Source organism: Lentzea atacamensis, assembly GCF_003269295.1.
GTDB classification, from domain to species: Bacteria; Actinomycetota; Actinomycetes; order Mycobacteriales; family Pseudonocardiaceae; genus Lentzea; species Lentzea atacamensis.
In genome coordinates this window covers 148,790-170,692 of the sequence record NZ_QLTT01000010.1, presented here as the reverse complement: position 1 = coordinate 170,692, position 21,903 = coordinate 148,790, and the positions used below count along the sequence as shown (strand labels likewise).

At 68.3% G+C, this 21,903-nt stretch carries 21 protein-coding genes; 13 read left to right on the top strand and 8 right to left on the bottom strand.

Annotation, left to right across the window (positions count from 1 at the left end):
* Window positions 1-81 precede the first annotated feature (81 nt).
* Window positions 82-837, top strand: coding sequence for a hypothetical protein (locus C8D87_RS36130; RefSeq protein ID WP_146231825.1), 756 nt, complete (start codon window positions 82-84; stop codon window positions 835-837).
* 21 nt (window positions 838-858) lie between these two features.
* The gene (locus C8D87_RS36125) at window positions 859-1,065 is read left to right on the top strand and encodes a hypothetical protein (RefSeq protein WP_112230317.1); all 207 of its coding nucleotides are present in this window, start codon (window positions 859-861) and stop codon (window positions 1,063-1,065) included.
* Here C8D87_RS36125 and C8D87_RS36120 read toward each other — a convergent pair.
* The 5 genes from C8D87_RS36120 to C8D87_RS36100 all read right to left on the bottom strand — a co-directional run bounded on the left by C8D87_RS36120 (window position 1,050) and on the right by C8D87_RS36100 (window position 5,645).
* A complete protein-coding gene (locus tag C8D87_RS36120; protein ID WP_112230315.1) occupies window positions 1,050-1,535 on the bottom strand; it encodes a DinB family protein in 486 nt (161 codons plus the stop codon). The genes C8D87_RS36125 and C8D87_RS36120 overlap by 16 nt on opposite strands.
* Window positions 1,532-1,702, bottom strand: coding sequence for a DUF397 domain-containing protein (locus tag C8D87_RS36115; RefSeq protein WP_112230313.1), 171 nt, complete (start codon window positions 1,700-1,702; stop codon window positions 1,532-1,534). The genes C8D87_RS36120 and C8D87_RS36115 overlap by 4 nt, the downstream gene beginning before the upstream one ends.
* Before the next feature lie 12 nt (window positions 1,703-1,714).
* Window positions 1,715-2,548, bottom strand: coding sequence for a helix-turn-helix domain-containing protein (locus C8D87_RS36110; RefSeq protein ID WP_112230311.1), 834 nt, complete (start codon window positions 2,546-2,548; stop codon window positions 1,715-1,717).
* A gap of 99 nt (window positions 2,549-2,647) precedes the next feature.
* Entirely contained in the window at window positions 2,648-4,030 is a 1,383-nt protein-coding gene (locus C8D87_RS36105) for an ArnT family glycosyltransferase (protein WP_112230309.1), read from the bottom strand.
* Between the two features lie 28 nt (window positions 4,031-4,058).
* Window positions 4,059-5,645 carry a thiamine pyrophosphate-binding protein gene (locus tag C8D87_RS36100; protein WP_112230307.1) on the bottom strand — a complete coding sequence of 529 codons (1,587 nt, stop codon included), beginning with the start codon at window positions 5,643-5,645 and terminating at the stop codon, window positions 4,059-4,061.
* A gap of 533 nt (window positions 5,646-6,178) precedes the next feature.
* On the opposite strand from C8D87_RS36100, the gene C8D87_RS36095 reads away from it, so the two are divergent.
* From C8D87_RS36095 to C8D87_RS36080, 4 genes are all read left to right on the top strand, one after another.
* Window positions 6,179-6,535, top strand: coding sequence for a PLDc N-terminal domain-containing protein (locus C8D87_RS36095; protein WP_112230551.1), 357 nt, complete (start codon window positions 6,179-6,181; stop codon window positions 6,533-6,535).
* Window positions 6,532-7,134 carry a signal protein gene (locus tag C8D87_RS36090; protein ID WP_112230305.1) on the top strand — a complete coding sequence of 201 codons (603 nt, stop codon included), beginning with the start codon at window positions 6,532-6,534 and terminating at the stop codon, window positions 7,132-7,134. The genes C8D87_RS36095 and C8D87_RS36090 overlap by 4 nt, the downstream gene beginning before the upstream one ends.
* 199 nt (window positions 7,135-7,333) lie before the next feature.
* Window positions 7,334-8,152: a hypothetical protein gene (locus C8D87_RS36085; RefSeq protein WP_112230303.1), complete on the top strand. Its 819-nt coding sequence runs from the start codon at window positions 7,334-7,336 to the stop codon at window positions 8,150-8,152.
* Window positions 8,153-8,194: 42 nt separating this feature from the next.
* The gene (locus C8D87_RS36080) at window positions 8,195-8,806 is read left to right on the top strand and encodes an ANTAR domain-containing response regulator (RefSeq protein WP_109641042.1); all 612 of its coding nucleotides are present in this window, start codon (window positions 8,195-8,197) and stop codon (window positions 8,804-8,806) included.
* On the opposite strand, the gene C8D87_RS36075 is transcribed toward C8D87_RS36080, so the two are convergent.
* Window positions 8,787-10,193: a hypothetical protein gene (locus C8D87_RS36075; protein WP_112230301.1), complete on the bottom strand. Its 1,407-nt coding sequence runs from the start codon at window positions 10,191-10,193 to the stop codon at window positions 8,787-8,789. The genes C8D87_RS36080 and C8D87_RS36075 overlap by 20 nt on opposite strands.
* Window positions 10,194-10,645: 452 nt before the next feature.
* Between C8D87_RS36075 and C8D87_RS36070 the strand changes: the two genes are divergently transcribed.
* From C8D87_RS36070 to C8D87_RS36050, 5 genes are all read left to right on the top strand, one after another.
* Window positions 10,646-11,869 (top strand): branched-chain amino acid ABC transporter substrate-binding protein, encoded by a 1,224-nt coding sequence (locus C8D87_RS36070; RefSeq protein ID WP_233440154.1) that lies wholly within the window; start codon window positions 10,646-10,648, stop codon window positions 11,867-11,869.
* A 76-nt stretch (window positions 11,870-11,945) separates the two neighbouring features.
* A complete protein-coding gene (locus C8D87_RS36065; protein WP_109641039.1) occupies window positions 11,946-12,860 on the top strand; it encodes a branched-chain amino acid ABC transporter permease in 915 nt (304 codons plus the stop codon).
* On the top strand, window positions 12,857-14,584 hold the full coding sequence (locus C8D87_RS36060) for a branched-chain amino acid ABC transporter permease (RefSeq protein ID WP_109641038.1): 1,728 nt from the start codon (window positions 12,857-12,859) through the stop codon (window positions 14,582-14,584). The genes C8D87_RS36065 and C8D87_RS36060 overlap by 4 nt, the downstream gene beginning before the upstream one ends.
* Complete coding sequence (locus C8D87_RS36055; protein WP_170155279.1) at window positions 14,581-15,390, top strand: ABC transporter ATP-binding protein; 810 nt, start codon at window positions 14,581-14,583, stop codon at window positions 15,388-15,390. The genes C8D87_RS36060 and C8D87_RS36055 overlap by 4 nt, the downstream gene beginning before the upstream one ends.
* Window positions 15,387-16,103, top strand: a complete 717-nt coding sequence (locus tag C8D87_RS36050; RefSeq protein WP_109641037.1) for an ABC transporter ATP-binding protein — start codon at window positions 15,387-15,389, stop codon at window positions 16,101-16,103. Before C8D87_RS36055 ends, C8D87_RS36050 begins: the two co-directional genes overlap by 4 nt.
* A gap of 52 nt (window positions 16,104-16,155) precedes the next feature.
* On the opposite strand, the gene C8D87_RS36045 is transcribed toward C8D87_RS36050, so the two are convergent.
* Window positions 16,156-17,325, bottom strand: a complete 1,170-nt coding sequence (locus C8D87_RS36045) for an alpha/beta hydrolase (protein ID WP_112230299.1) — start codon at window positions 17,323-17,325, stop codon at window positions 16,156-16,158.
* Between the two features lie 77 nt (window positions 17,326-17,402).
* Window positions 17,403-17,762: a hotdog fold thioesterase gene (locus C8D87_RS36040; protein ID WP_109641080.1), complete on the bottom strand. Its 360-nt coding sequence runs from the start codon at window positions 17,760-17,762 to the stop codon at window positions 17,403-17,405.
* Here C8D87_RS36040 and polA point away from each other — a divergent pair.
* Window positions 17,761-20,544 carry a DNA polymerase I gene (gene polA / locus C8D87_RS36035; RefSeq protein WP_109641035.1) on the top strand — a complete coding sequence of 928 codons (2,784 nt, stop codon included), beginning with the start codon at window positions 17,761-17,763 and terminating at the stop codon, window positions 20,542-20,544. The two genes, C8D87_RS36040 and polA, sit on opposite strands and share 2 nt — an antisense overlap.
* Before the next feature lie 164 nt (window positions 20,545-20,708).
* On the top strand, window positions 20,709-21,872 hold the full coding sequence (locus C8D87_RS36030) for a glycosyltransferase (RefSeq protein WP_112230297.1): 1,164 nt from the start codon (window positions 20,709-20,711) through the stop codon (window positions 21,870-21,872).
* Window positions 21,873-21,903 lie beyond the last annotated feature (31 nt).

Below are 21,903 nucleotides of genomic sequence, written 5' to 3'. Positions count from 1 at the left end.
GCCAGGAATAGGCAGACCGGGCGGGGCGCTGTGAGGTGTCCCGCCCGGTCGTTTCGGCATGTTGTGGAGTGGTGGGACCTGATGAACATCGATGCCGCTCTTTCCGAAGTGCTGGTGCAGAGTTCACCGGACCTCGGAAAGAGCATCCGTGCTCTGGTCGAGTCCGACGACATGAGTGTCGACGCCCGGATCGAGGCTCTGCTGGAGGCTCACAGCCGGTCGATGGGTTTGGCTTCGGTCCTGTGCCGCATCCTCGCGGAGCGTCGCCCGGATCGCGATCCGTCGTACGTGCTGGAGTTCTTCGGCAAGGGGCGCAAAGGGGATTCCGCGGACTGGGCGATCCGAGGTAATCCCTATCGGAGCTCGGTGCTGTGCGCCTACGGAATTCCCCGGCTCAGGCAGCTGAAACCGGTTGAACACCTGGCCCGCGACGTGAAACACCTGTGGTCGCACCGTCGGGGCGTAGCGGTGGCCGGGCTCGGTGACACGGCCGATCCGGCGGCCGCGCAGCTGGTCGCCACCAGGCTGACGGACCGGAATCCGAAGATTCGCGTGGCGGCAGCTGCGGCGGTCCGACGGCTGGCCAGGGACGGCGCTCTGGCTCGTGAGGCAGAGGACCTGGTCGGTGATGGACTCGTTCGGTGCTTGTCGCACGGGGATGAAGCGGTGGTGCGCAATGCCGCCGCGGCCCTGTCCGTGCCGGCGTTGCGCGAGCGCCTGGTCCACACGCGACGGAAGGGCGGTCTTTCTCCGGCAGCTGAAGCTGCGGTCGACGACGCGCTGGCAGGCGCGGTCGTCGCGCTGACTCCGCTGTGGCCGGGTGAGGTCGCCTGCTGAGCTTGGCGGGGCCTGTCGAGGATGACGGTGCTGCGACTGCTCGTCCTCGCGGCCTTCATGATCGGCTGCGTGCAGGCGTACGACGCGCTACCAGCGCCGGAACGCTCGGTGATGGTGGTCGTTGCGGTGTTCGGCGGACAGCTGCTGTGGCAGGGCTCGGGGCGCAAGGACCGGCCGGTCGAGCAGAAGCCCGCCCGGTGCGGATCTAGGCGTCATTCGCCGGTCTGACCGTCCGCCAGCTCGCGGAGCAGATCCAGATGGCCCACGTGGCGCGCGGTTTCCTGCGCCACGTGGGCCAGGATCCACCGCACGGTGCGTTCGCCGTCTGCGGCGTTGTCGTCGGGCCGGCGCTGCTTGAGGGCCTCGGCGTTGGCCCATTCCTCTTGGTAGGCCTGGATGAGCGATTCCGGGGTGTCGTCGTCGGTGAGGTCCCAGGACGGGTCCGGGGTGCCCTCCCACAACGACGGCAGGTCCAGACCTGCGCCCGCGATGCACAGCCAGTAGCGCTCGACGGCCACGAGATGCTTGAGCACGCCCAGCGCGGTCAGCTTCTCAGAGGTGGCGACCGGGGCGGCCACGGCCTGGTCGCGGGTGAGGCCCTCGACCTTCAGCACGGCGGTCTTGCGCAGGAAGTCCAGGAACTCCCAGGCGAGTGCGCCTTCGTCCGTCGCGAGCTTTGAGGGCCAAGTACGGGTCACCGGACGAGTTTGTCAGCCTTCGTGGCCTCCAGGAACGCCGACCACGCGGACGTTCCGATCGCGAGGTGGGTGACAGGGGCCTTGCTGTCCCTGATGCCGACGCGGCGACCAACCTCCACGCAGTCGGTGCCGTTGGCGCTGTAGCTGCTCGTTCGCCATTCGGTCATCTGACGGGCTCCTCACGAGATGATGCGTTCCATCAACTCCTTGGATTGTTCCTCATCCAACGCGGTCTGATCGAGCGACCTGAGGATGTTCGTGTACGCCTTGGCGGAGTCCTTGTCGTCCAAGAACACTCCGTGGTTCTCGGCGTCGATGAACACGACCGGCTCCAGCTTGGCGAACTTCATGAACGTGAAGGATCCGGCTTGGCCAGCGTGCGCCCCGATCGAGGTGGGCACGATGCGACATGTGATGTACGGGCGCATGCTCATGGTCGTCACGTGGTCCAGCTGATCAACCATCAGGTCGGGGCCGCCGACAGGGAGGTGTAGCGCCTGCTCGTGGATGTAGAACGTCATCTTGCAGCGGCGCTGGATCAGCTGCTGCTGGCGTGCCACACGAGCCGCCACGCGCTGGTCGGCTTCCTCCTGCGGAGAGTTGGGATTGCCCGCGATGAGGGCGCGCAGGTAATCCGGTAGCTGGAGGAATCCCGGGATGAGGTTCATGCTCCAGCAGATGATCTCGGTGGCAACGGCCTCGTGCTCACCGAGCGTGCGCGGCAGCACTGGCTGTCTCTCGCCATGCACCTGAAGCCAGCCGGATTGGCTGGTCTCGTGGAACAGGGCGACCAGGTGCTCGGTTTCGTCCAGCGGTGTGCGGCACAGGCCGAGCAGACGGTGGAGGTCGCCCTCGGTCACGCCGCCCTTGCCGTTGAGCATGTCGGACAGCTTGGCCGGATCCCAGCCGGCGAGTTCTGCGGCGGCGCGTCCGGTGAGGCCTGCTTTGCGCAGGGCTTCGCGCACGCCCGCGCCGAACTCCCGTCCGCGCACCGTGGAGTCTCTCTTTGGCATAAAAGAAAGCTAGGGCCAAACGTTGGCCGATTCCAACAGGTTCGGCCATATTCAGCCGAAGAGGGGTCGGTGTTGGAAGTGCTCCAATGTCCTATGTGGTCAGTAGTAGTGGCGCAGCTTTGGCCAGAAGGCGTCCCATGGTTCTGATGGTGCGTTGCACACCCATATGACCGTGCCGTCTTCTTCGTTCTCGACGACGTTGTGGTGCTGGGCAACGCGCTTGCAGCCCGTGAGCGGAGGGTCGTTGAATCCGACCAGCATCACCTTGTTGATGTTGGGGTACCTGGGCGGTCCCCAGTCGTAGAAGGACATGTGCCCGGAATACGCATGAACCTGGGTGTAGGCCTCTATCGCGCCGGCCTGGCCGTAGTTGCGGGTGATCACGACCGGGCGATCATTCTCGAAGAACGCGTCCTGGACGGTGATGGCGAACTCGCGCCAGCCGACCTGCTCGCCCTGTTCCGGGTTGACGGCGAGGACCGGGCCGAGTGCACCAGGCGGCAGGACCGGCAGGGAACCGATCACGGCGGGCACGACGCTCAGCGTCACGAGCACGCCGCCGATCACCTTGCGGCGCAGCAACCATTCCTGCGCCTGGCGTGCGCCTGCCGCCATGAGCACCAACAACAACGGCACCGCGTAGTACGGCTTGCCGCCCGTGATGAGGCACAGCACGCACAGGATCGGGTAGGCCAGGGCGAGCGACCGGAAAGTCCTGTCACGCCACAGGTTCCGGAACCCGACCACCCACACCGGCACGAGGGACGGGGACAGCATCAGCAGCTGCATGGGGACGAACATGATGCGGTTCTCGGCGCCGTCGTCCTCGCTGATGCCGCGTGCGACCGTGAGCAACGGGAAGTCGTGCAGCGCCTGCCACACCACGACCGGAGCGGCGATCACCGCGCACACCACCAGTCCGGCGGCCAGCCACCAGGTGCGGAGGACGTCGCGAGGTCCGGCCGCGAGCAGCGCGATCGCCAGCGCGGCCAGCAGCAGGAGCACGAGCCACTTGTTGGCCAGGCCGACGCCTGCGGTCGCGCCGAGTGCCAGCCACCAGCGTCCGTCCTTCGTCTTCAGCAGCCTGATCGCGAAGTAACCGAGGAGCACCCAGATCAACAGGTCGACGGTGGCCGTGGACAGCATGTGGCTCACCGCGAGCACGAACGTCGACGTCGCCGACGCGGCGGCCGCGAAGACCGCGCCACCGCCCAGTTCCTTCGCGATCAGTGCGACCACCACCGTGATGGCGAGCGCGAGCAGTGTGGCGATCACGCGCAGCCCGACCGGCGTCTCGCCGAACACCTCCGTGGCGGCGCGGGCGAGGATCGGTGTGATCGGCGGCTGGTCCACGTAGCCCCAGTCCGGCCGCTTGCCCGCCGCGATGAAGTACAGCTCGTCCCGGTGGAAGCCGTACCGTCCCGACAACGCGGTCAGCACCACTGCCTGCACAGCGAGCACGATCCCCAGCCCACGTCTCATGGCTGGACGCTACCGAGCGGGCAGCTGATCAAGTGGCCTTTTTGCGGTACCAGCGGGGAGAAGTGTTGATCGGAGGCCGCAGGCCGGCGTTGACCACGATCATGGTGGGACCCGCGGCGGCGGCCAGCTCCGCCCGCAGCCCGTCGAAGCCGTCGAGCGTCACCGCGGGAATCCCGAAGCTCTCCGCGAGCTTCGCGAAGTCGGGCCTGGTCAGTTCCACCCCGCTGATGGCGTGGCCGGCGATCTGCTGGTCGTACCGGAGCATCCCGTAGCCGCCATCGTCGACGAGCACGATCGTGAGCGGCAGGTTCTCCTGCTTCAACGTCGCGAGATCCCCGCACGCGAACAGGAATCCGCCGTCACCGACCACCGCGATCGTGCGCTGCCCGACGGCCGCGCCGATCGCCGCGGGGAAACCGAACCCGAGCGTGCCCCAGCCGACCGGGTAGGCCAGCCCGCGCGGCCTGGTGACGTGGTGGAAGCCGCCGATCCAGTAACCGGGGATGCACATGTCCGCGACGATCGTGGCCGTCTCGCCTTCGAGCGCCCGCAACAGCTTCGCGGCTTCGGGAGAGTCGGTTTCCACCAACGTGCGCACTTCGGCGTTGACGGCATCGACGTCGACGACGGCTTTCTTGCCGGCCACTGCGGCCGCCAGTGCCGCGGTGACCGCGGCCGCGTCGCCTTCGACCGTGACGTCCGCCGGGTAGTTCTTGTTCGCCTCCGCCTTGTCGATGTTGATCGCGACGAGGTTGCGCGGCTTTGGCTGCAACCAGTTCTGCGTCATCATGCCGTCGAAGTCGGTGCCGATCGCGATCACGAGATCGGCCTCGTCCCACAACCTCCCGACGGGCGGCGCGTGCACCGGCCCCCGCACGACCCAACGGCTGTCGGTCAGCCCACGCGCGCCGTACGTGGTGATGATCGGCGCCTGCAACTTCGCCGCCAGCGCTGCGATCGCGGTCCCGGCGCCGGACCGCGCGGCGCCGCCACCGGCCCAGATCAGCGGCCGCCGCGCCCCGGCGATCAGCTCCGCGGCCTCCGCGAGGTCCGGGGCGAGGCCGGCCTGCTCGGTCTTCACCGGCGTGTGGTGCGGCACCTCGGCGGACAGGAAATCCGTTGGCACGCCGAGATAAACGGGTCCGTGCGGGCTTTGCAGTGCCTGCTGGACCGCCTTGTCGGTGCACGCGCCCAGCTCCTGCGCGGCGGGCACGTCGAACGCGGCCTTGGTGACCGGCCCGAACATCGCCTTCTGGTCCCGGGTCTCGTGCAGCACGCCCCGGTGGACCCCCGGCTGCCGGAGCGTGGACGGGATGTCCGTGGCGATCACCAGCACCGGACTGCCCGACGACCACGCCTCGCCGGTGGCGCCGAGCGTGTTGGCGGCACCCGGACCGGTCGTCACGACCGCCACGCCGAGCTTGCCCGTGGACCTTGCGTAGCCGTCCGCCGCGTAGACCGCCGTCTGCTCGTGCCGCACCCCGATCATGCGGATGCCGGGAAACCGCCGCAGCGCCTCCCAGATGGCGAGGTTGTGCACGCCGGGCAGGCCGAACACGACCTCGACGTCGTGCGTGGCCAGCACTTCCAGCAGACTCTCGGCACCCCTTGGCATGCACTCGACGCTAAGGCGCGCTTACGGCTGGGGCAACGGCCGTGCAGCAGGTCTGGTGCTCAGCCTCACGCACGGCACGGCTCGTGTGAACGTTCCGGTACTCGCGGGGGGATCGGCTCCGCGAAAGTGTTCGATCGAGCCGTGCGGAATCGAGCAAGCGGAATCCGGACCGGTGTGACGGTGCCCTCGGAATTGGCACCTGCCGCCGCGTCATTTCACCCTCTGGGGTGAATTGGTTGCTCGGGTCGGCCCATGACCGCAGATCTGTTCAGCTGAGTGCGCCGATGCCCGCCCGCCCCGTGTGGCTAGGCGAATTCCACCTCGGGTAGCACTGCGGCCAGCTGCGACGTCGCAGGTGGTGCGGGGGCGGAAATAGCGGAATGAAATGCGCGTGTTAAGGCGGGGTTGCGGCCCTTGTTTCGGTGAACTTCACAGCTGTGCGAATTGGGCGGGGGTGATTGAAGGGTGAACCATGTTCAGGGAGTGGCCCCTTGTGCCACGATGTGCGCGACCGCACGACCTGGGGGTGGGAGATGCTGTACTTCGGTGGGCTGTTCGGAGTGGTGACGTTGCTGCTGACGATCTTCGCCGTCGTGGATGTCATCACGACCGACGAAGGCTCGGTTCGCAATCTGCCGAAGATGCTCTGGCTTCTCCTGGTCCTGCTGTTCCCGTTGGTGGGCTCGATCGCATGGCTCGTGGCGGGCCGTCCGGTGGTGGGGGCCGGACGCGCGCGCTTCGGTGCGTACGAGCGCGATGCTTCTGCTTTTTCCGAGTACAACCGGCCGGGGCGGTTCGCGGCCACCGATGCTGACGACGACGAGGAGTTCCTGCGCCGCTGCCGTGAGCGCGCGGAGGAACAACGACGCAAGGGACGCGAGAACCAGTGAGGAAAGTCCTGCTGTTCTTAGTTGTTCTGCTCGCCGGTTGCGGCGGCAACGCGCAGATGGCGGCCCCACCCACAGCACCTCAAACGTCCACTTCGGACAAACTGGCGCCCGGTGAGTTCCAGGCGCTCTGGTGGACCTGGGCTTCCCAGCCCTCCAACAGCAACCCCGTGTCCGACACCTCCGGGCGGTTCTGCATGCGCGACCAGCCCGTCGAGGTCTGGATGCTCGCCGGGTCGCTCGGCGGGGGCCCCGTCGAGCGGCAGTGCCGGGTGCCGGCCGACAAGCCGCTGCTCGCGCCGGTCGTGAACCTCGCGAGCGATGTCGCCGAGTGCGAGCGGTTCATGAAGAACGCCCAGGGCGAGGTGCTGATGGACGGCTCCACGCAGGCGTTGACGAGGGTGTCCGCCACCCCGTTCACCTACGAGGCGCGCGCGGGCAACCCGTTCGGCACCCAGGCGGGCCGGATCAACTCGGTCGGGTGCGGCCTGTACGCGTGGATCAACCCGCCCGCGTCGGGCGAGCACGAGCTGATCATCCGCGGTTCGGCCGGCGGCAAAGAGGTGGACGTCAAGTACAAGCTGATCGTGGGTGCCGACTAGAAAACCGCGTGCGTTGGTCCGGTAACGTGGTCAGCGGCGTCCGAGCAGACGTGAGGCTGGAGCCGCTCCCCGGCAGCGAGCGGCGTACTCCGCCGCAGTGTTCAGCAACTCCTGCTCACCGAAGCGAACCGACCACGTAGACGCGTGCACATGCGTCCTTGTCGTGCCGAGCCGGGCGGCGGAAACGAGGACTGCTGTCATGGCACGTCTGTCCATCACGGACCAGCTCGCCGATCTGCGGCGCGCCTACACGGGCGAGAACCTGTCCCAGGCGGTGCCCGCCGTGCGCGGCGGGGAGCTGCTGCCCGACGCGACCACGGAGGCCCAGCGGCAGCTGGAGGCCAAAGTGCTCCTCGCGGGCTGCACCGCGGCGAGCATGCTCCAGCTGATGCCGCCTGCGAGCATCATCAGGCCCTCCCACGCGTTCCGGACGGTGGAACCGAGGGAGACCCCGAAGCTGCACCTGAGCGAACGCGCACTGGGCCCGTTGCTGTTCGAGTTGCTGCCGAGGACCGAGGCCGGTTACGGCATGGGCGTCGCGCGGCTCACGCACCGGCAGTACCGGCGATCGGCCGAACTGGCCACCGGTGACGCGGGCGTCGTGCTCGCCGGCGTCGACGAAAGCGCCTGGGAACTGGGCATGCGGTACGTGCGCTGGATGCACGAGTTCCGCGGCGTCGAGTACACCGACGGCGGCGGCAACGACGAGGAGACGCCGGAAGCGGCCACTGGGAGCGCACTACTGCGCCGGGTACACCTGTGGCATGACGCGAGCTGGTTGCGAGCACTTCCCATGGGAACGGGGTGGTTCGTCGAGTGGCCGGGCGGACCTGCCGAGGACGAGATCAGGGCGAGGCTCGCCCATCCGGAGTTCGGCACCGCCCGCGAGATCACGCTCCGCCGCACCGAGGCGCCCGCTCAGGACGTCGAGGAGAACATGCGGACCTACCCGTGGCCTGAGGAGTTCGTGTCTGCCGTCACGGCTGGCGAGCCTGATCAGGGGGCTGCACGCCGGTAGACTGCGCTTTCGCCCGCAGGAACGATCGTCAGGAGGACCCCGGTGACCCAGCAGGCTGCCGAGGCCCAAGCCGAAGCCACGCGCAAGGCTCCCCGAGTGCTCGTCGCCGAGGACGAGGCGCTGATTCGCCTCGACCTCGTGGAGATGCTGCGCGAAGAGGGTTACGACGTGGCGGGCGAGGCCGCTGATGGTGAAGAGGCCATCAAGCTCGCAACCGAGCTCAACCCGGACCTGGTCATCCTGGACGTCAAGATGCCCAAGGTCGACGGGATCGAGGCGGCGCAGCACATCGCGGGCAACCGGATCGCGCCGGTCGTGATCCTCACCGCGTTCAGCCAGCGCGACCTGGTCGAACGCGCCCGTGACGCCGGTGCCATGGCCTACCTGGTCAAGCCGTTCGCCAAGCGGGACCTCGTGCCCGCGATCGAGCTGGCCATGAGCCGGTTCAGCGAGCTCGCCGCCCTCGAGCAGGAGGTCGCAGGGCTCACCGAACGCCTGGAGACCCGCAAGATCGTGGAGCGGGCCAAGGGCATCCTCATGACCAAGCAGGGACTGAGCGAGCCGGAGGCGTTCCGGTGGGTGCAGCGCACCGCCATGGACCGCCGCACGACGATGAAGGCCGTCGCGGAAGCCGTCATCGAGAACTTCGGCTGAGTTCCAGCCACACGGAGTCCGTCTGCGCCTCGGGGTTCTCGGGGCGCAGGCGGACTTCGACGTTGTGGCTGCCTTTCAGCGAGAGCTGGAGCTCGTGCCTGCCGCCGATCCCGCCCGGCATCGGCATGGTCGCCACGTGACCGCTGTCGACGTACACCTCGAACCCCGCTACCGGCGCCACTGATCGCGCGGGGGCCGCGTCGAGGGTGACCACCAGCGTCGCCTCGCCCGGTGTCACAGACGCGAACTCGGCGGTCATGACGGGCAGCACGGGCGCGGGCTCGTCCGGTGCGTTCGGCAGCTTCACCGACGACAACCCCGGCACCTCCAGGTAGCTCTCCAGCACCTGGGCCTGCGAGGCACCGGGCATGCGCAGCACGAACGGTGTCAGCGCGTCCGGCCCGGCAGGGCCGAGCAGCTCGGCCGGCACGTCCCCGGCCACCGTCAGCTCGCTGTCCTGCGCCCCGGACCAGCCGCTCACCACCGGTCGCAGCGGGAACCGGGCCGAGCCGAGCTGGGCGACCAGGCCGTTCGGATCACCGCCGTCGCCGAGCCGCACCGTTGCCTGCAACCGCGCTGACTCAGCCCTGTGCAACGGTGCGCGCGCCACGCCTATGCCTGGCGCCTCCTCGTCGGACTCCAGCACGCGCAACGTCCCCGCCACGATCGATGTCTCGCTCACCTCGGGTATCGGCGTTCGCCCGGTGATGCCGACGGCGTCGATCTCCACGCGGCCTGGACGGGCTGGCGGCGGCGTGACACCGATCAGGACGCTCGCTTCGCGCCACTTGGGCACGACCGGGGAGCCGGCGATCTGCACGCCGTCCTGCAGAACGAGCAGGCCGCCGCGCGTCAGCACGACTTCGAACCGATGGAGAACGCCCGCGCCACGCGTGCCGGGTGAAACGGAGTCGTCCACCACCACGCGAACCGCGTCGGCGGGAGGAACCGGTCCGACGCGGTCCGGCGTGCCGGGAACCAGGTCCAGCACCAGCTTCCCGCGCGGTCCGGCCGCGTCCGTCACCACCGCGACGCGGCCCAGCTCGTCAGACTCGTTCAGCTGCAACAGCGTCCGCGCGCGCAACACCGCCGTGTCGTTCCCGCACGGCATGTCGAGCACGAGACGGCTGGAGCCGTGGCTGGGGTTCACGCAGCCCTCGCGGCCGCTCAGGTGGTAGCGGCGGGCCAGGTGCGAGTCGTCGAAGTCGTCCAGCCACTCCATGACCGCCCGGCGCCACGAGTCGTCGTCAGCGCGTTCCTCGGCCCTGACCGGCAGCGATCGCTGGCCGAACGCGTCCACCGCCCGCACGTCGGGCCGGCCGTGCCCCGCGATCTCGGGTGACGCGACGAGCCTGCCGAAGACCTCGTAGCCCGACACGCCGGGCACGGGCGTCCATTGCACCCTGCCGTGGTTACTCCATACGGAGGACGGCGGCTCGGGACGCGCCGATCGAGACGGCAACTTGACGAAATCCGTCGCGTACTCCGTCAGCCGAACAGGCTCCGAGCTGCGCTTTTTCGTCGGGTCATCGGTCTGGCGAAGCACGAGCACCGCCGCGACGACCACTACGGCGGCTCCCACTGCAGCGATCACCCGACGACGCGGAGTCATATGCACACGTTATGGCAGGGGTCCAAAGAGTGAACGAAGGTTACGGTATGTGAGATTGCTTAAGGAAAACATAACGCCGCGTTGCGTTATGGTCACGAGCCCATTGGGTTTGATGACTGGGGTCACAATCATCGCCTAGGTTCCGGCCATCCCTCAGGAGGAGGGGTCGTGGAGCGGTGCGCGGAGAACTCGCGCCCGCCGGGAGCAGGGATAGAGGAGGGACTCACGTGCGTAAGCACCTTGTGAAGTCCGCAGCCATTGTCGGCTCGACGCTGCTCGTTCTCGCAGCTTGTGGGTCGAACAAGCAAGAAGGCGGCAACGCGGGGGGCAGCTGCGACACGTCGAAGGGCACTCTGACCATCGGTGTTGTCGCCCCGCTGTCCGGCAACCTGTCCGCTCTCGGCATCGGCATCAAGCAGTCTGCCGAACTCGCCGTGGACGAGGCCAACAAGAAGTGCACGGTGAAGGGCTACAAGCTGGCCGTCTCCGCGCAGGACGACGAGGCGAACCCCGCCAAGGGCGCGCAGGCCGCGACCAAGCTGGCGACCGACCCGAACGTCGTCGGTGTCGTCGGCACCCTGAACTCGTCTGTCGCCCAGACCGTTCAGCCGATCCTGCGGGACAAGAAGATCCCCCAGGTGTCGCCCGCGAACACCAACCCGTCGCTGACCAGGGGCAACGACTTCCTGACCGCTCCGAAGCGTCAGTTCGACAACTACTTCCGCGTCTGCGCCACCGACGACCTGCAGGGCCCGTACGCGGCCAACTACCTCGTCGAGAAGGCCGGCAAGAAGAAGATCGCCATCGTCACCGACGGCAAGACCTACGGTGCGGGCCTCGCCGCCGAGCTGTCGAAGCAGGTCGCCAAGAAGGGCGGCACGATCGTCGGCCAGGAGACCGTCGGCGAGAAGGACACCGACTTCTCCGGCGTCATCGCCAAGATCAAGGGCCTCGCGCCTGACGCCGTCTACTACGGCGGCGAGTACCCGGCCGCGGGTCCGCTGTCCAAGCAGATGGCGAGCGCCGGTCTGAACGTCCCGCTGATGGGCGGCGACGGCATCTACGACGGCAAGTTCATCGAGCTCGGCGGCAAGGAAGGCGACCTCGCCACCTCCGTCGGCGCGCCGGTCGAGTCGCTCGCGACCGCCAAGGCGTTCGTCGACGCGTACAAGGCGAAGTTCGGCAAGGAGGACTACGCCGCCTACGGTGCGTTCTCCTACGACGCCGCGAACGCGATCATCGGTGCCCTCGGCGCGACCCTCTCGAGCGGTGACTGGGCCGAGTCGAAGCGCGAGGACATGCTGACCAACGTCGGCAAGTACAGCGCCTCCGGTGCCACCGGTGAGATCAAGTTCGACCAGTACGGCGACAGCACGAACAAGGTGCTCACCGTCTACCAGGTCACCTCTGGCAAGTGGAAGGACGTTCAGACCGGCGAGTTCACCGGCTGACGACTACTGATAAACGATTGAAGCTACGGCGGGGGCGGGCGTTGTTTGCTCGCCCCCGCCGTCTACGGAGGTAGTCGTGTCAGTCCTGCTCCAACAGCTGGTGAACGGGATCGTTCAGGGGTCGTTGATCGCCCTGATCGCTCTCGGTTACACGATGGTGTACGGCATCATCCAGCTGATCAACTTCGCCCACGGCGAGGTTTTCATGGTGGCCTCGTACGGGGGCCTCGCCACGTTCACGCTTCTTCCTGACGACCTCAAGAAGTCGCCTGCCGTGGCTCTGCCGCTCATGTTCGTCGGCGGCATCGTGGTCGCGGTCGTCGTCGCCGTGATCATGGAACGGTTCGCCTACCGGCCGCTGCGCAACGCGCCCCGGCTGGCACCGCTGATCACAGCGCTCGGCGTGTCCGTGTTCCTGCAGGAAGCCGTGCGCGTCTGGTACCCGAACGCCACGTCGAACCTGCCTTACCCGAAGGTCTTCCCGGAGGGCAACCTCTCCCTCGGCACCATCAGCGTGCCGTGGACCGGCGTGCTGCTCGTCGTGCTGTCGGTCGGCCTCTCGATCCTCCTGCAGACCTACATCAACCGGTCTCGCATGGGCCGGGCGATGCGCGCCACCGCGCAGGACCCCGACACCGCGAAGCTGATGGGTGTCAACCCCGACCGCGTGATCGTGCTGACGTTCGTCTTCGGCGCCGTGCTCGCGGGCGTCGCGGGCGTCATGTTCGGCGGGTACCTGAGCAACATCAACATCGACATGGGCTTCCAGAACGGCATCTTCGCCTTCACGGCGGCCGTCCTGGGCGGCGTCGGCAGCATCCGCGGTGCGGTCATCGGCGCGTTCATCATCGGTCTGATCAAGACCCTGGCCGGTCAGTACATGCCGGGCGGCACCCAGTACGACTACGTGTGGATCTTCATCGTGCTGATCCTCGTGCTCGTCTTCCGCCCGCAGGGTCTGTTCGGTGAGCCGGAAAGGGTGCGCGCATGAGCACGGTCGACACTACTTCTGGCAAGCGTTCCGCGCTCGCACCCTTCGCCAAGCCGCTCGCGGCGGTCGGCGGTGTGCTCGCGATCGTCGCGGCGCTGCTGCCGTGGGTCACCTTCACCCTCAACGACGGCAACTGGCCGGACAAGTCGACGCTGCAGTTCTTCGACGCTCCGTTCGCCGTCACCGGGTTCCGCTGGCACCTGCTGCTGCTCGGCGTGCTCATCCTGGTCGCGGCCTTCGCGCCGATCCCGTCCAGGGGTCGCGTCGTGCGGGCGCTCGGCTGGGGCGTCGCGGTCGTCTCGTTCATCAACGGCGCGTACATCACGGCCAAGGGCGGTGGCCTCGGTGCCATCACGGCCCTCGACGGCGCGACCGCGTTCGGCAGCGTCGCCGGCCTGGTCGCCGGTGTGCTGACGATCCTGGCGGGCTACGGCTACGGCATCACGCCGGTCGGCGAGTGGAAGTTCAAGCCCCCCACACCGGTCGCGTACCTGGTGCTGCTGGTGTCGTTCGCGGGCGTGCTCCTGGCCGTCGCCGCGATGCTGACCACCGGTGGTGTCGGCACGTCGAACCCGTACGCGGGCGCGATCTTCCTGTCGTTCCTCGGGTTCGCCGGTGGTGTGCTCGGTGCGCTGAGCGGTGTCGGGTTCATCCGCTGGCTCTCGGTGCTGTCCGAAGAGCACCGCGTGTTCAGCGTGATCGTGCTGGCGGCGTGCGCGTTGCTGCTGCCGTTCACCGACGCCGGCAACGAGTACTGGATGACGGTCGCGGCGAACATCGGCATCTACGCCGCCACCGCGATCGGCCTGAACATCGTCGTCGGTCTCGCGGGTCTGCTCGACCTCGGGTACGTGGCGTTCATGGGCATCGGCGCGCTCGTCGCGGCGAACTTCTCCGGAGCGGCCGCCGCGAACTTCGGCATCGAGCTGCCGTTCCCGGTCGCCGCGGTGATCGCCGCCGTCGTCGCCGGCATCTTCGGCGCGATCGTCGGTTCGCCGACGCTGCGGGTCCGCGGTGACTACCTGGCGATCGTGACGCTGGCGTTCGGTGAGATCTTCACCCGCTCCGCGCAGAACGACATCGGTGGCATGACCAACGGCTCCAACGCCATCCCGGGCATTCCGGCGCTGTCGTTGTTCGGCAAGGAGTTCAACCGGGAGCTGTCGATCGGCGCGGTGAAGCTGCCCGCCGGCGTGCTCTACTACATCCTGATCGTCCTTCTCGTGGCCGCCACCATGGCGGTGTTCGCGAACCTCAAGTTCAGCCGCATCGGCCGGGCCTGGATCGCGATCCGCGAGGACGAGGACGCTGCCCGTGCGATGGGCATCCGGACCGGACAGGCGAAGATCCTGGCGTTCCTCATCGGCGCCACGCTCGCGGGCCTCGCGGGTGCGGTGTTCGCGCACAAGAACGCCACGGTGTCCTACGAGTCGTTCAAGTTCCTCGAGTCGATCACGCTGCTTGCGGCGGTCATCCTCGGCGGCATGGGCTCCATCCCGGGCGCCGTGCTCGGTGCGTCGCTGCTGTTCGTGCTGCCGGAGAAGCTGCGTGACTTCGAGGAGTTCCGCCTGATGATCTTCGGCCTCGCGCTGATCCTGATCATGCGGTTCCGTCCGCAGGGCCTGATCCCCGACCGGCACCGCCGGGCGGAGCTGGCTGATGAGGATGTTGGTGGTGCGCCGGTCGACGAGGTGCACGCGGCGTCGAAGGAGGCGAAGGCGTGACCACGCCGGTTTTGGAAGCGCGTGACGTCTCGATGGTCTTCGGTGGCCTCAAGGCGTTGAAGGGCGTCACCCTGACGCTCGAAGAAGGCAAGATCGTCGGCCTGATCGGCCCGAACGGCGCGGGGAAGACGACGTTCTTCAACTGCCTGACGGGTCTGTACACGCCGACCACGGGCCAGGTGCTCCTCAAGGGCAACACCCTGCCCGGCGACCCGGCGAAGGTGACGGACGCGGGCGTCGCCCGCACGTTCCAGAACATCCGCCTGTTCCCCAGCATGACCGTGCTGGAGAACGTGCTCGTCGGCCGGCACGTGCGGATGAAGCAGGGCCCGCTGGCGTCGCTGTTCCACGGCCCCGCCTACCACCGCGGGGAGAAGGCGGCGCGCGAGCGTTCGCGGGAGCTGCTGGAGTTCGTCGGTCTTCGCGGACCGGACGACGAGCTCTCTCGCAACCTCCCCTACGGCGACCAGCGCCGTCTGGAGATCGCGCGCGCGTTGGCGACGGACCCGGCGGTGCTGCTGCTGGACGAGCCCACGGCGGGTATGAACCCGCAGGAGACGGAAGCGACGCAGCAGCTGATCTTCCGCATCCGCGAGACGGGTGTGTCCGTCGTCGTCATCGAGCACGACATCAAGTTCATCTTCGGGCTGTGCGACTCGGTTTCCGTGCTCGTGCAGGGCGAGCTGCTCGTCGAGGGCAGCCCCGAGGTCGTGCGGGCGGACCCGCGGGTGGTCGAGGCCTACCTCGGCAAGCCCCCGGAGGAAGTCGAGCTCGACATCGAGGCAGCGAAGGGGGAGCAGGCATGACCGCGCTGCTCGAAGTCCGCAACCTCTCGGTCGCCTACGGCGCGATCGAGGCCGTCCGCGACATCTCTTTCACCGTCGAGGCCGGCCAGATCGTGTCGCTGATCGGCGCGAACGGTGCGGGCAAGACCACGACCCTGCGGACCATCTCCGGTCTGCTGCGTCCGGCGTCCGGCGAGATCCTGTTCCAGGGCAAGCCGATCCACAACGACCCGGCGCACGCGATCCTCGGCGAGGGCATCGCCCACTGCCCGGAGGGCAGGCGGCTCTTCCCGCGGATGACCGTGGAGGAGAACCTCCAGCTCGGCGCGTACGTCCGCAAGGACGACGGCGTGCAGGCCGACATGGAGCGGGTCTACGAGCTGTTCCCCGTCCTCGGGGAGCGGCGCCACAACAAGGCAGGGCTCTTCTCCGGTGGTGAGCAGCAGATGCTGGCCATCGGTCGCGCGATGATGTCGAAGCCCCGTCTGCTGATGCTCGACGAGCCCTCGATGGGTCTGTCGCCGATCATGACGCAGAAGATCTTCGACACCATCAAGGAGCTGCAGTCGCTGGGCACCACCATTCTCCTGGTGGAGCAGAACGCCCTGGCGGCGCTGGCGTTGTCGGACCACGGTTACGTGATCGACCTCGGACGCACCACTTTGGACGGTCCAGGTCACCAGCTGCTTGCCGACCAGCGGGTGCGTGACGCGTACCTCGGTGAGGCGCACTGAAGTTCTGTGTTGCGGGAGCGGGGCGGAGGCTTGTCCTCCGCCCCGCTTTCGTTCACCCGCGGTCGAACTCGGCGAGGATGCGCGGCAGGGCGAGCTTGGCGGCCCTGCCGTGGTTCACGTCCGCGCCGAGGTCGATGAGCGTGCTCTGGGCGTGGTACTGCTCGAGACGCTGGTCGCAGTGGGCGGAGGTCTCGATCGTCACGTCCTCGTCGCCGGTGGACGAGTAGATCGACACCGGCACCCGCGGGCGCCAGTCGCAGTAGCCGTCCGCCTCGCGCAGTTTCGCGCGCAGCACGCCGGTCGGGTGTTTGACGCGCGCCAGGTAGGACTCGGTGAACAGCTCGGAGATCGTGCCAGGCAGCTTCGAGAAGATCTCCTCGTTGCGGTGCTCACCGTCGAAGAGACCCTCGATCGAAGGGTCCTTGAACGCCTCGGCGGGGTGGTCGTACAGGTGGTGCAGCCGGTTCCACGCCACCGTCCAGTACGCCAGGTACGCGACGCCGTTCGCGATCTCGTCGTTGGCGCCCTGGGCGACGAGCCGGCTCGGCCTCATCGGGCCGCTGATCGGTGCCAGGCCGCCGAGCTTCAGCCCTGGATCGGCGCCGCGGTGCAGGGCCTGGCCCAGCGCCATGGTCGCGTGGCCGCCCTGCGAGTGGCCGGTGATCATGACGCGGGGGTCGGGACGGAGGTCCAGCCGCGCGGCCAGCTTCCTGGTCGCCCGCAAGGCGTCCACCGACGCCGTGACGGTCGACGGCGCGTCGGCGTAGGGGTGGAAGCCGGGGCCGGTGCCCAGGCCCAGGTAGTCCGGTGCGGTGGTCAGGTAGCCGGCCGAGGCGAAGAGCAGCGCGGCCGCGCGGTCGTTGCCGTCCGCGACCGACGCCACCGAGCCCCGGTAGCCGGTGGTGCCGTGCAACCAGGTGACCTGGCGCGGTGATCTGCCGTTGTTGCGCGGCGAGGCGACGAGAGCGCTTGCCGTGGTCGGTTTTCCGGCCGGGTCGATGGTGCGGTACACGATGCGCTTCGCGTCCACACCGAAGCGGACGCGGGAGGCGTCCAGGTCGTAGTCCCCCAGGTAGCTGACCAGCTGGCTGGTGTCCATCGTGGACACCGGGACGACGTCGAGGAGTGCGCCGCGGCCCGCGTGAGCGGACGCGGTGGCCGGGACGAAAGCGACCACCGCGCCGCACAGGGCTGCTGCTGTCAATCGAGTCGGGAAGGTCATGGCACCACGATCTCGTTCGGATCAGGAGGAGTCAGTGGTGCTGACCGCAGAGTCGGGGGTGGGGCCCACCCCCGTGCTCAGGCTCCGGGCGCCTTGGGGCGCAGGAGGCACGTGAGGCGCGCGGTGCAGGTGCGCTTGCCCTCTTCGTCGGTCACGACGATCTCGTACGTCGTCGTGCTGCGGCCGAGGTGGATGGGACGGGCGACGCCCGTGACGACGCCGTCGGTCGCGGCCCGGTGATGGGTGCAGGACAGCTCCAGTCCCACCGCGACGGAGCCGAACTGCGCCGCGTGCATCGCCGACGCGACGGAGCCCAGCTGTTCGGCGAGGACCGCGTTCGCGCCGCCGTGCAACAGGCCGAACGGCTGGCGGTTGCCCTTCACCGGCATCGTCCCGATCATCTCCTGGACATCCCATCGGGTGATTTCGATGCCCATGCGGGAGGCCAGCTGTTCGGCTTCGAGGTCGGAGGGCAGGTCGGGGATCACACGGGCTCCAAGGGCTCAAGCGAAAGTGTCAGACCCCCACCCTAGACTCGGGCTCGTGACTCCCTCAGACGTGAAGCGGCTCCTGCTCATCGACGGTCACTCGATGGCCTACCGCGCGTTCTACGCCCTGCCCGCCGAGAACTTCCAGACGGCGACGGGGCAGGTCACGAACGCCGTGTACGGGTTCACGTCCATGCTGATCAACATCCTGCGGGACGAGAAGCCCACGCACGTCGCCGTGGCGTTCGACGTGTCGCGCAAGACCTTCCGCTCCGAGCAGTACCCCGAGTACAAGGCCGGTCGCTCCAAGACGCCGGACGAGTTCCGCAGCCAGGTCTCCCTGATCGGCGAGGTCCTCGACGCGCTCCAGATCTGCAAGATGGAGAAGGAGGGCTACGAGGCCGACGACATCATCGCCACGCTGACCACGCAGGCAGTGGAGCAGGGCTTCGAGGTCGAGATCGTCACCGGAGACCGGGATGCGTTCCAGCTGGTCAACGACAAGGTGACGGTGCTGTACCCGGTCAAGGGCGTGTCCGAGATGGGCCGGTTCACCCCGGCGTACGTCGAGGAGAAGCACGGCGTGCGGCCCGAGCAGTACGCCGACTACGCGGCGGTGCGCGGCGACTCGTCGGACAACCTGCCGAACACGCCGGGCGTGGGCCCGAAGACGATCATCAAGCTGCTCAACCAGTTCGGCGGCCTGAACGAGCTGGTCGACCGCATCGACGAGGTGCCGGGCAAGGTCGGAGAGGCGCTGCGCGGCAACCTGGCGAACATCATCATGAATCGCCAGCTGACCGAGCTGGTGAAGGACCTGGAGCTGCCGTACCAGATCGACGGCCTCGAGGTGCGGCAGTGGGACCGCGATGCCGTGCACCGGCTGTTCGACGAGCTGGAGTTCCGCGTCCTGCGCGACCGTCTCTTCCAGACCCTCACGACCGCGGAGCCCGAGGCCGAGGAGGGCTTCGAGGTCTCCGGCGGCGCGATCCCGGCAGGCACGCTGGCCAAGTGGCTCGACCAGCACGCCCGCAAGCAGCGCGTCGGCTTCGCGTTGCGGGTCGTGGGCAACGACATCGAGGGCGTCGCGCTGTGCACGGCCTCCGGTGAGGGCGGCTACGTCGACGTCACGCAGCTGAACGAGGCCGATGACAAGGCGCTCGCCGAGTGGCTGGCCGACGAGAGCGTGGCCAAGGCGGGCCACGACCTGAAGCTGCCGTTGCGGCAGGTGCGCGCCCGCGGGTGGAAGCTGCGCGGCCTCACCTCGGACACGGCACTGGCCGCCTACCTGGTGCGTCCCGGCCAGCGTTCGTTCGCCCTGGACGACCTGGCGCTGCGCTACCTCAAGCGCGAGCTGCGCGCGGAGGAGTCGGGCGACGGCCAGCTGTCGCTGCTGACCGACGAGTCCGAGGAAGCGCAGAAGGTCGCAACCGGCGCGATCCTGCGCGCGCGTGCGGTGGCCGAGCTCGCCGACCGCCTGGACGCCGAGCTCGTGACCATCGGCGGCGCCGGCCTGCTGGCCGATCTCGAACTGCCGCTGATGAACGTGCTGGACGAGGTCGAGGCCGTCGGCATCGCGATCGACGTCGAGCACCTGTCGGAGCTGGAAGCGCACTTCGCGGCTGGCGTGAAGGACGCGGCCCAGGAGGCGTACGCGGTCATCGGCAAGGAGATCAACCTCGGCAGCCCGAAGCAGCTGCAGGCGGTCCTCTTCGACGAGCTGAACATGCCGAAGACGAAGAAGACCAAGACCGGTTACACCACCGACGCCGACGCGCTGCAGAACCTCTTCGAGCAGACCGGGCACCCGTTCCTGCAGCACCTGCTCGCGCACCGCGACGTCACGCGACTGAAGTCCACTGTGGACGGACTGCTCAAGTCCGTCGCCGACGACGGCCGCATCCACACGACGTTCCACCAGACGATCGCCGCCACGGGCCGGCTGTCCTCGACGGACCCGAACCTGCAGAACATCCCGATCCGCACGGACGAGGGCCGCCGCATCCGCCAGGCCTTCGTCGTCGGCGACGGCTACGCGGAGCTGATGACCGCGGACTACAGCCAGATCGAGATGCGCATCATGGCCACGCTGTCCGGCGACGAGGGCCTGATCGCGGCGTTCAACAGCGGTGAGGACCTGCACACCTACGTGGCGTCGCAGGCGTTCTCGATCCCCACCTCCGAGGTGACGGGCGAGATGCGCCGTCGCATCAAGGCCATGTCCTACGGTCTCGCCTACGGCCTGAGCGTCTTCGGTCTCTCGCAGCAGCTCCGCATCCCGACCGAAGAGGCCCGCGAGCAGATGGAGGCCTACTTCTCCCGCTTCGGCGGCGTTCGCGACTACCTCAACGAGATCGTCGAGAAGGCCCGCAAGGACGGCTACACCGAGACCGTCCTCGGCCGCCGCCGCTACCTGCCGGACCTGACCTCGGACAACCGCCAGCGTCGGGAGATGGCCGAACGCATGGCCCTCAACGCGCCGATCCAGGGCAGCGCCGCGGACATCATCAAGGTGGCCATGCTGGGCGTGTTCCGCGCGCTGGAGTCGTCCGGCCTGCGGTCGCGCATGCTCCTGCAGGTCCACGACGAACTGGTGCTGGAGATCGCCGACGGCGAGCGCGAGGCCGTGGAGGCCCTGGTCCGCAACGAGATGGGCAACGCCTACCCGCTCCGGGTGCCGCTGGAAGTCTCGGTGGGCGTGGGCCGCTCCTGGGACGACGCCGCCCACTAGCCGACTGAAGCAGCCCGTCGCCTGAGCTCCGGCTCGGGTGGCGGGCTGTGCGCTGTCGTGGAATTCCCCCCATTGGAACGTATAACGCACTGGGGGACTTGCCGCAAGACCCCGTGCAACCCGCACAATTCGTGCCCTGACCAGGGGATTGAGGGGGTTTCACCATGCGGTTTCTGGTGTCCACGATCGGTTCGCGGGGAGAGGCGCAGCCGGTCACCGCGCTGGCCGTGCAGCTGAAGGAGCTGGGCAACGACGTGCGGGTCGTCGCGCCGCCGGACTTCGAGGAGCTCGTCACCGGCAGCGGAATCGACTTCACGCCGGTCGGTCCGGTCCTGCGCACCGCCACGGCCGTGCAGCGCACGCCGGACGAGCTGCGCAGGCTGGCCGAGGAGTCGGTGAGGGAACAGTTCCGGGTCATCGGCCAGGCGGCGCGGGGAGCGAACGTCCTGGTGGCGGGCGGCGCGTTGCAGCACGCCACGCGTTCGGTGGCGGAAAGCCTCGGTGCGCACTACGTGTACACGAGCTTCTGCGCGAACACGCTGCCCTCGCCGCACCACGCGCCGCCCGCGATGCTGGGCCGTGTTCCGGTGAACGGAACTCCCGAGGAGAACCTCGCGCAGTGGGAGCAGCAACGCCACCTCTTCGCGTTCGCGCGCGATGTCCTCAACACCGAGCGCGCCGAGCTCGGGCTCGGCCCGATCGACGACGTCCGCGACCACATCTTCGGCGACGCCCCGTGGCTCGCCGCGGACCCGGTGCTCGGCCCGTGGCCAGGTCCCGGCGAGCTCGTGCAGACCGGTGCGTGGCTGACCGACGACCGACGTCCGCTCGAACCGGAGCTCGAAGCCTTCCTGGCCGACGGCGAACCGCCGATCTACTTCGGCCTCGGCAGCATGCGCGGCGCCCAGGAGACGGCCCGTCACGCCATCGAATCCGCCCGCGAACTCGGCAAGCGGGTGGTCCTCCAGCACGGCTGGGCCGACCTGCGGCTCACCGACGACGCCCCGGACTGCCTCGCGATCGGCGAGGTGAACCAGCAGACGCTGTTCCGCCGCGTCGCCGCGATCGCGCACCACGGCGGCGCGGGCACCACCACGACGGCCGCGGCGGCCGGCACACCGCAGATCGTGCTGCCCCACATGTACGACCAGTACTACTGGGGCAACCAGGTCGAGCGGCTGAACATCGGCCGCTCGGCGGAAGCTGTGACGGCCGAGGTCCTCGCCGAAGCCCTCGAGCTGGCGGAGGAAGCCGCCAAGGTGGGCACGCAGATCCGCACGGACGGTGCGCGGGTGGCCGCCGAACGCCTGATGGGCCTCAACGCATGATTCGGGCGAACAACGAGCGCAGACTCAGCCG

Coding starts and splice junctions, on each gene's coding strand:
- C8D87_RS36130 (WP_146231825.1), top strand. CDS start 82: ATGAACATCGATGCCGCTCTTTCCGAAGTGCTGGTGCAGAGTTCACCG.
- C8D87_RS36125 (WP_112230317.1), top strand. CDS start 859: ATGACGGTGCTGCGACTGCTCGTCCTCGCGGCCTTCATGATCGGCTGC.
- C8D87_RS36115 (WP_112230313.1), bottom strand. CDS start 1,702: ATGACCGAATGGCGAACGAGCAGCTACAGCGCCAACGGCACCGACTGC.
- C8D87_RS36110 (WP_112230311.1), bottom strand. CDS start 2,548: ATGCCAAAGAGAGACTCCACGGTGCGCGGACGGGAGTTCGGCGCGGGC.
- C8D87_RS36105 (WP_112230309.1), bottom strand. CDS start 4,030: ATGAGACGTGGGCTGGGGATCGTGCTCGCTGTGCAGGCAGTGGTGCTG.
- C8D87_RS36100 (WP_112230307.1), bottom strand. CDS start 5,645: ATGCCAAGGGGTGCCGAGAGTCTGCTGGAAGTGCTGGCCACGCACGAC.
- C8D87_RS36095 (WP_112230551.1), top strand. CDS start 6,179: ATGCTGTACTTCGGTGGGCTGTTCGGAGTGGTGACGTTGCTGCTGACG.
- C8D87_RS36085 (WP_112230303.1), top strand. CDS start 7,334: ATGGCACGTCTGTCCATCACGGACCAGCTCGCCGATCTGCGGCGCGCC.
- C8D87_RS36060 (WP_109641038.1), top strand. CDS start 12,857: ATGAGCACGGTCGACACTACTTCTGGCAAGCGTTCCGCGCTCGCACCC.
- C8D87_RS36050 (WP_109641037.1), top strand. CDS start 15,387: ATGACCGCGCTGCTCGAAGTCCGCAACCTCTCGGTCGCCTACGGCGCG.
- C8D87_RS36045 (WP_112230299.1), bottom strand. CDS start 17,325: ATGACCTTCCCGACTCGATTGACAGCAGCAGCCCTGTGCGGCGCGGTG.
- polA (WP_109641035.1), top strand. CDS start 17,761: ATGCGGGAGGCCAGCTGTTCGGCTTCGAGGTCGGAGGGCAGGTCGGGG.
- C8D87_RS36040 (WP_109641080.1), bottom strand. CDS start 17,762: ATGGGCATCGAAATCACCCGATGGGATGTCCAGGAGATGATCGGGACG.
- C8D87_RS36030 (WP_112230297.1), top strand. CDS start 20,709: ATGCGGTTTCTGGTGTCCACGATCGGTTCGCGGGGAGAGGCGCAGCCG.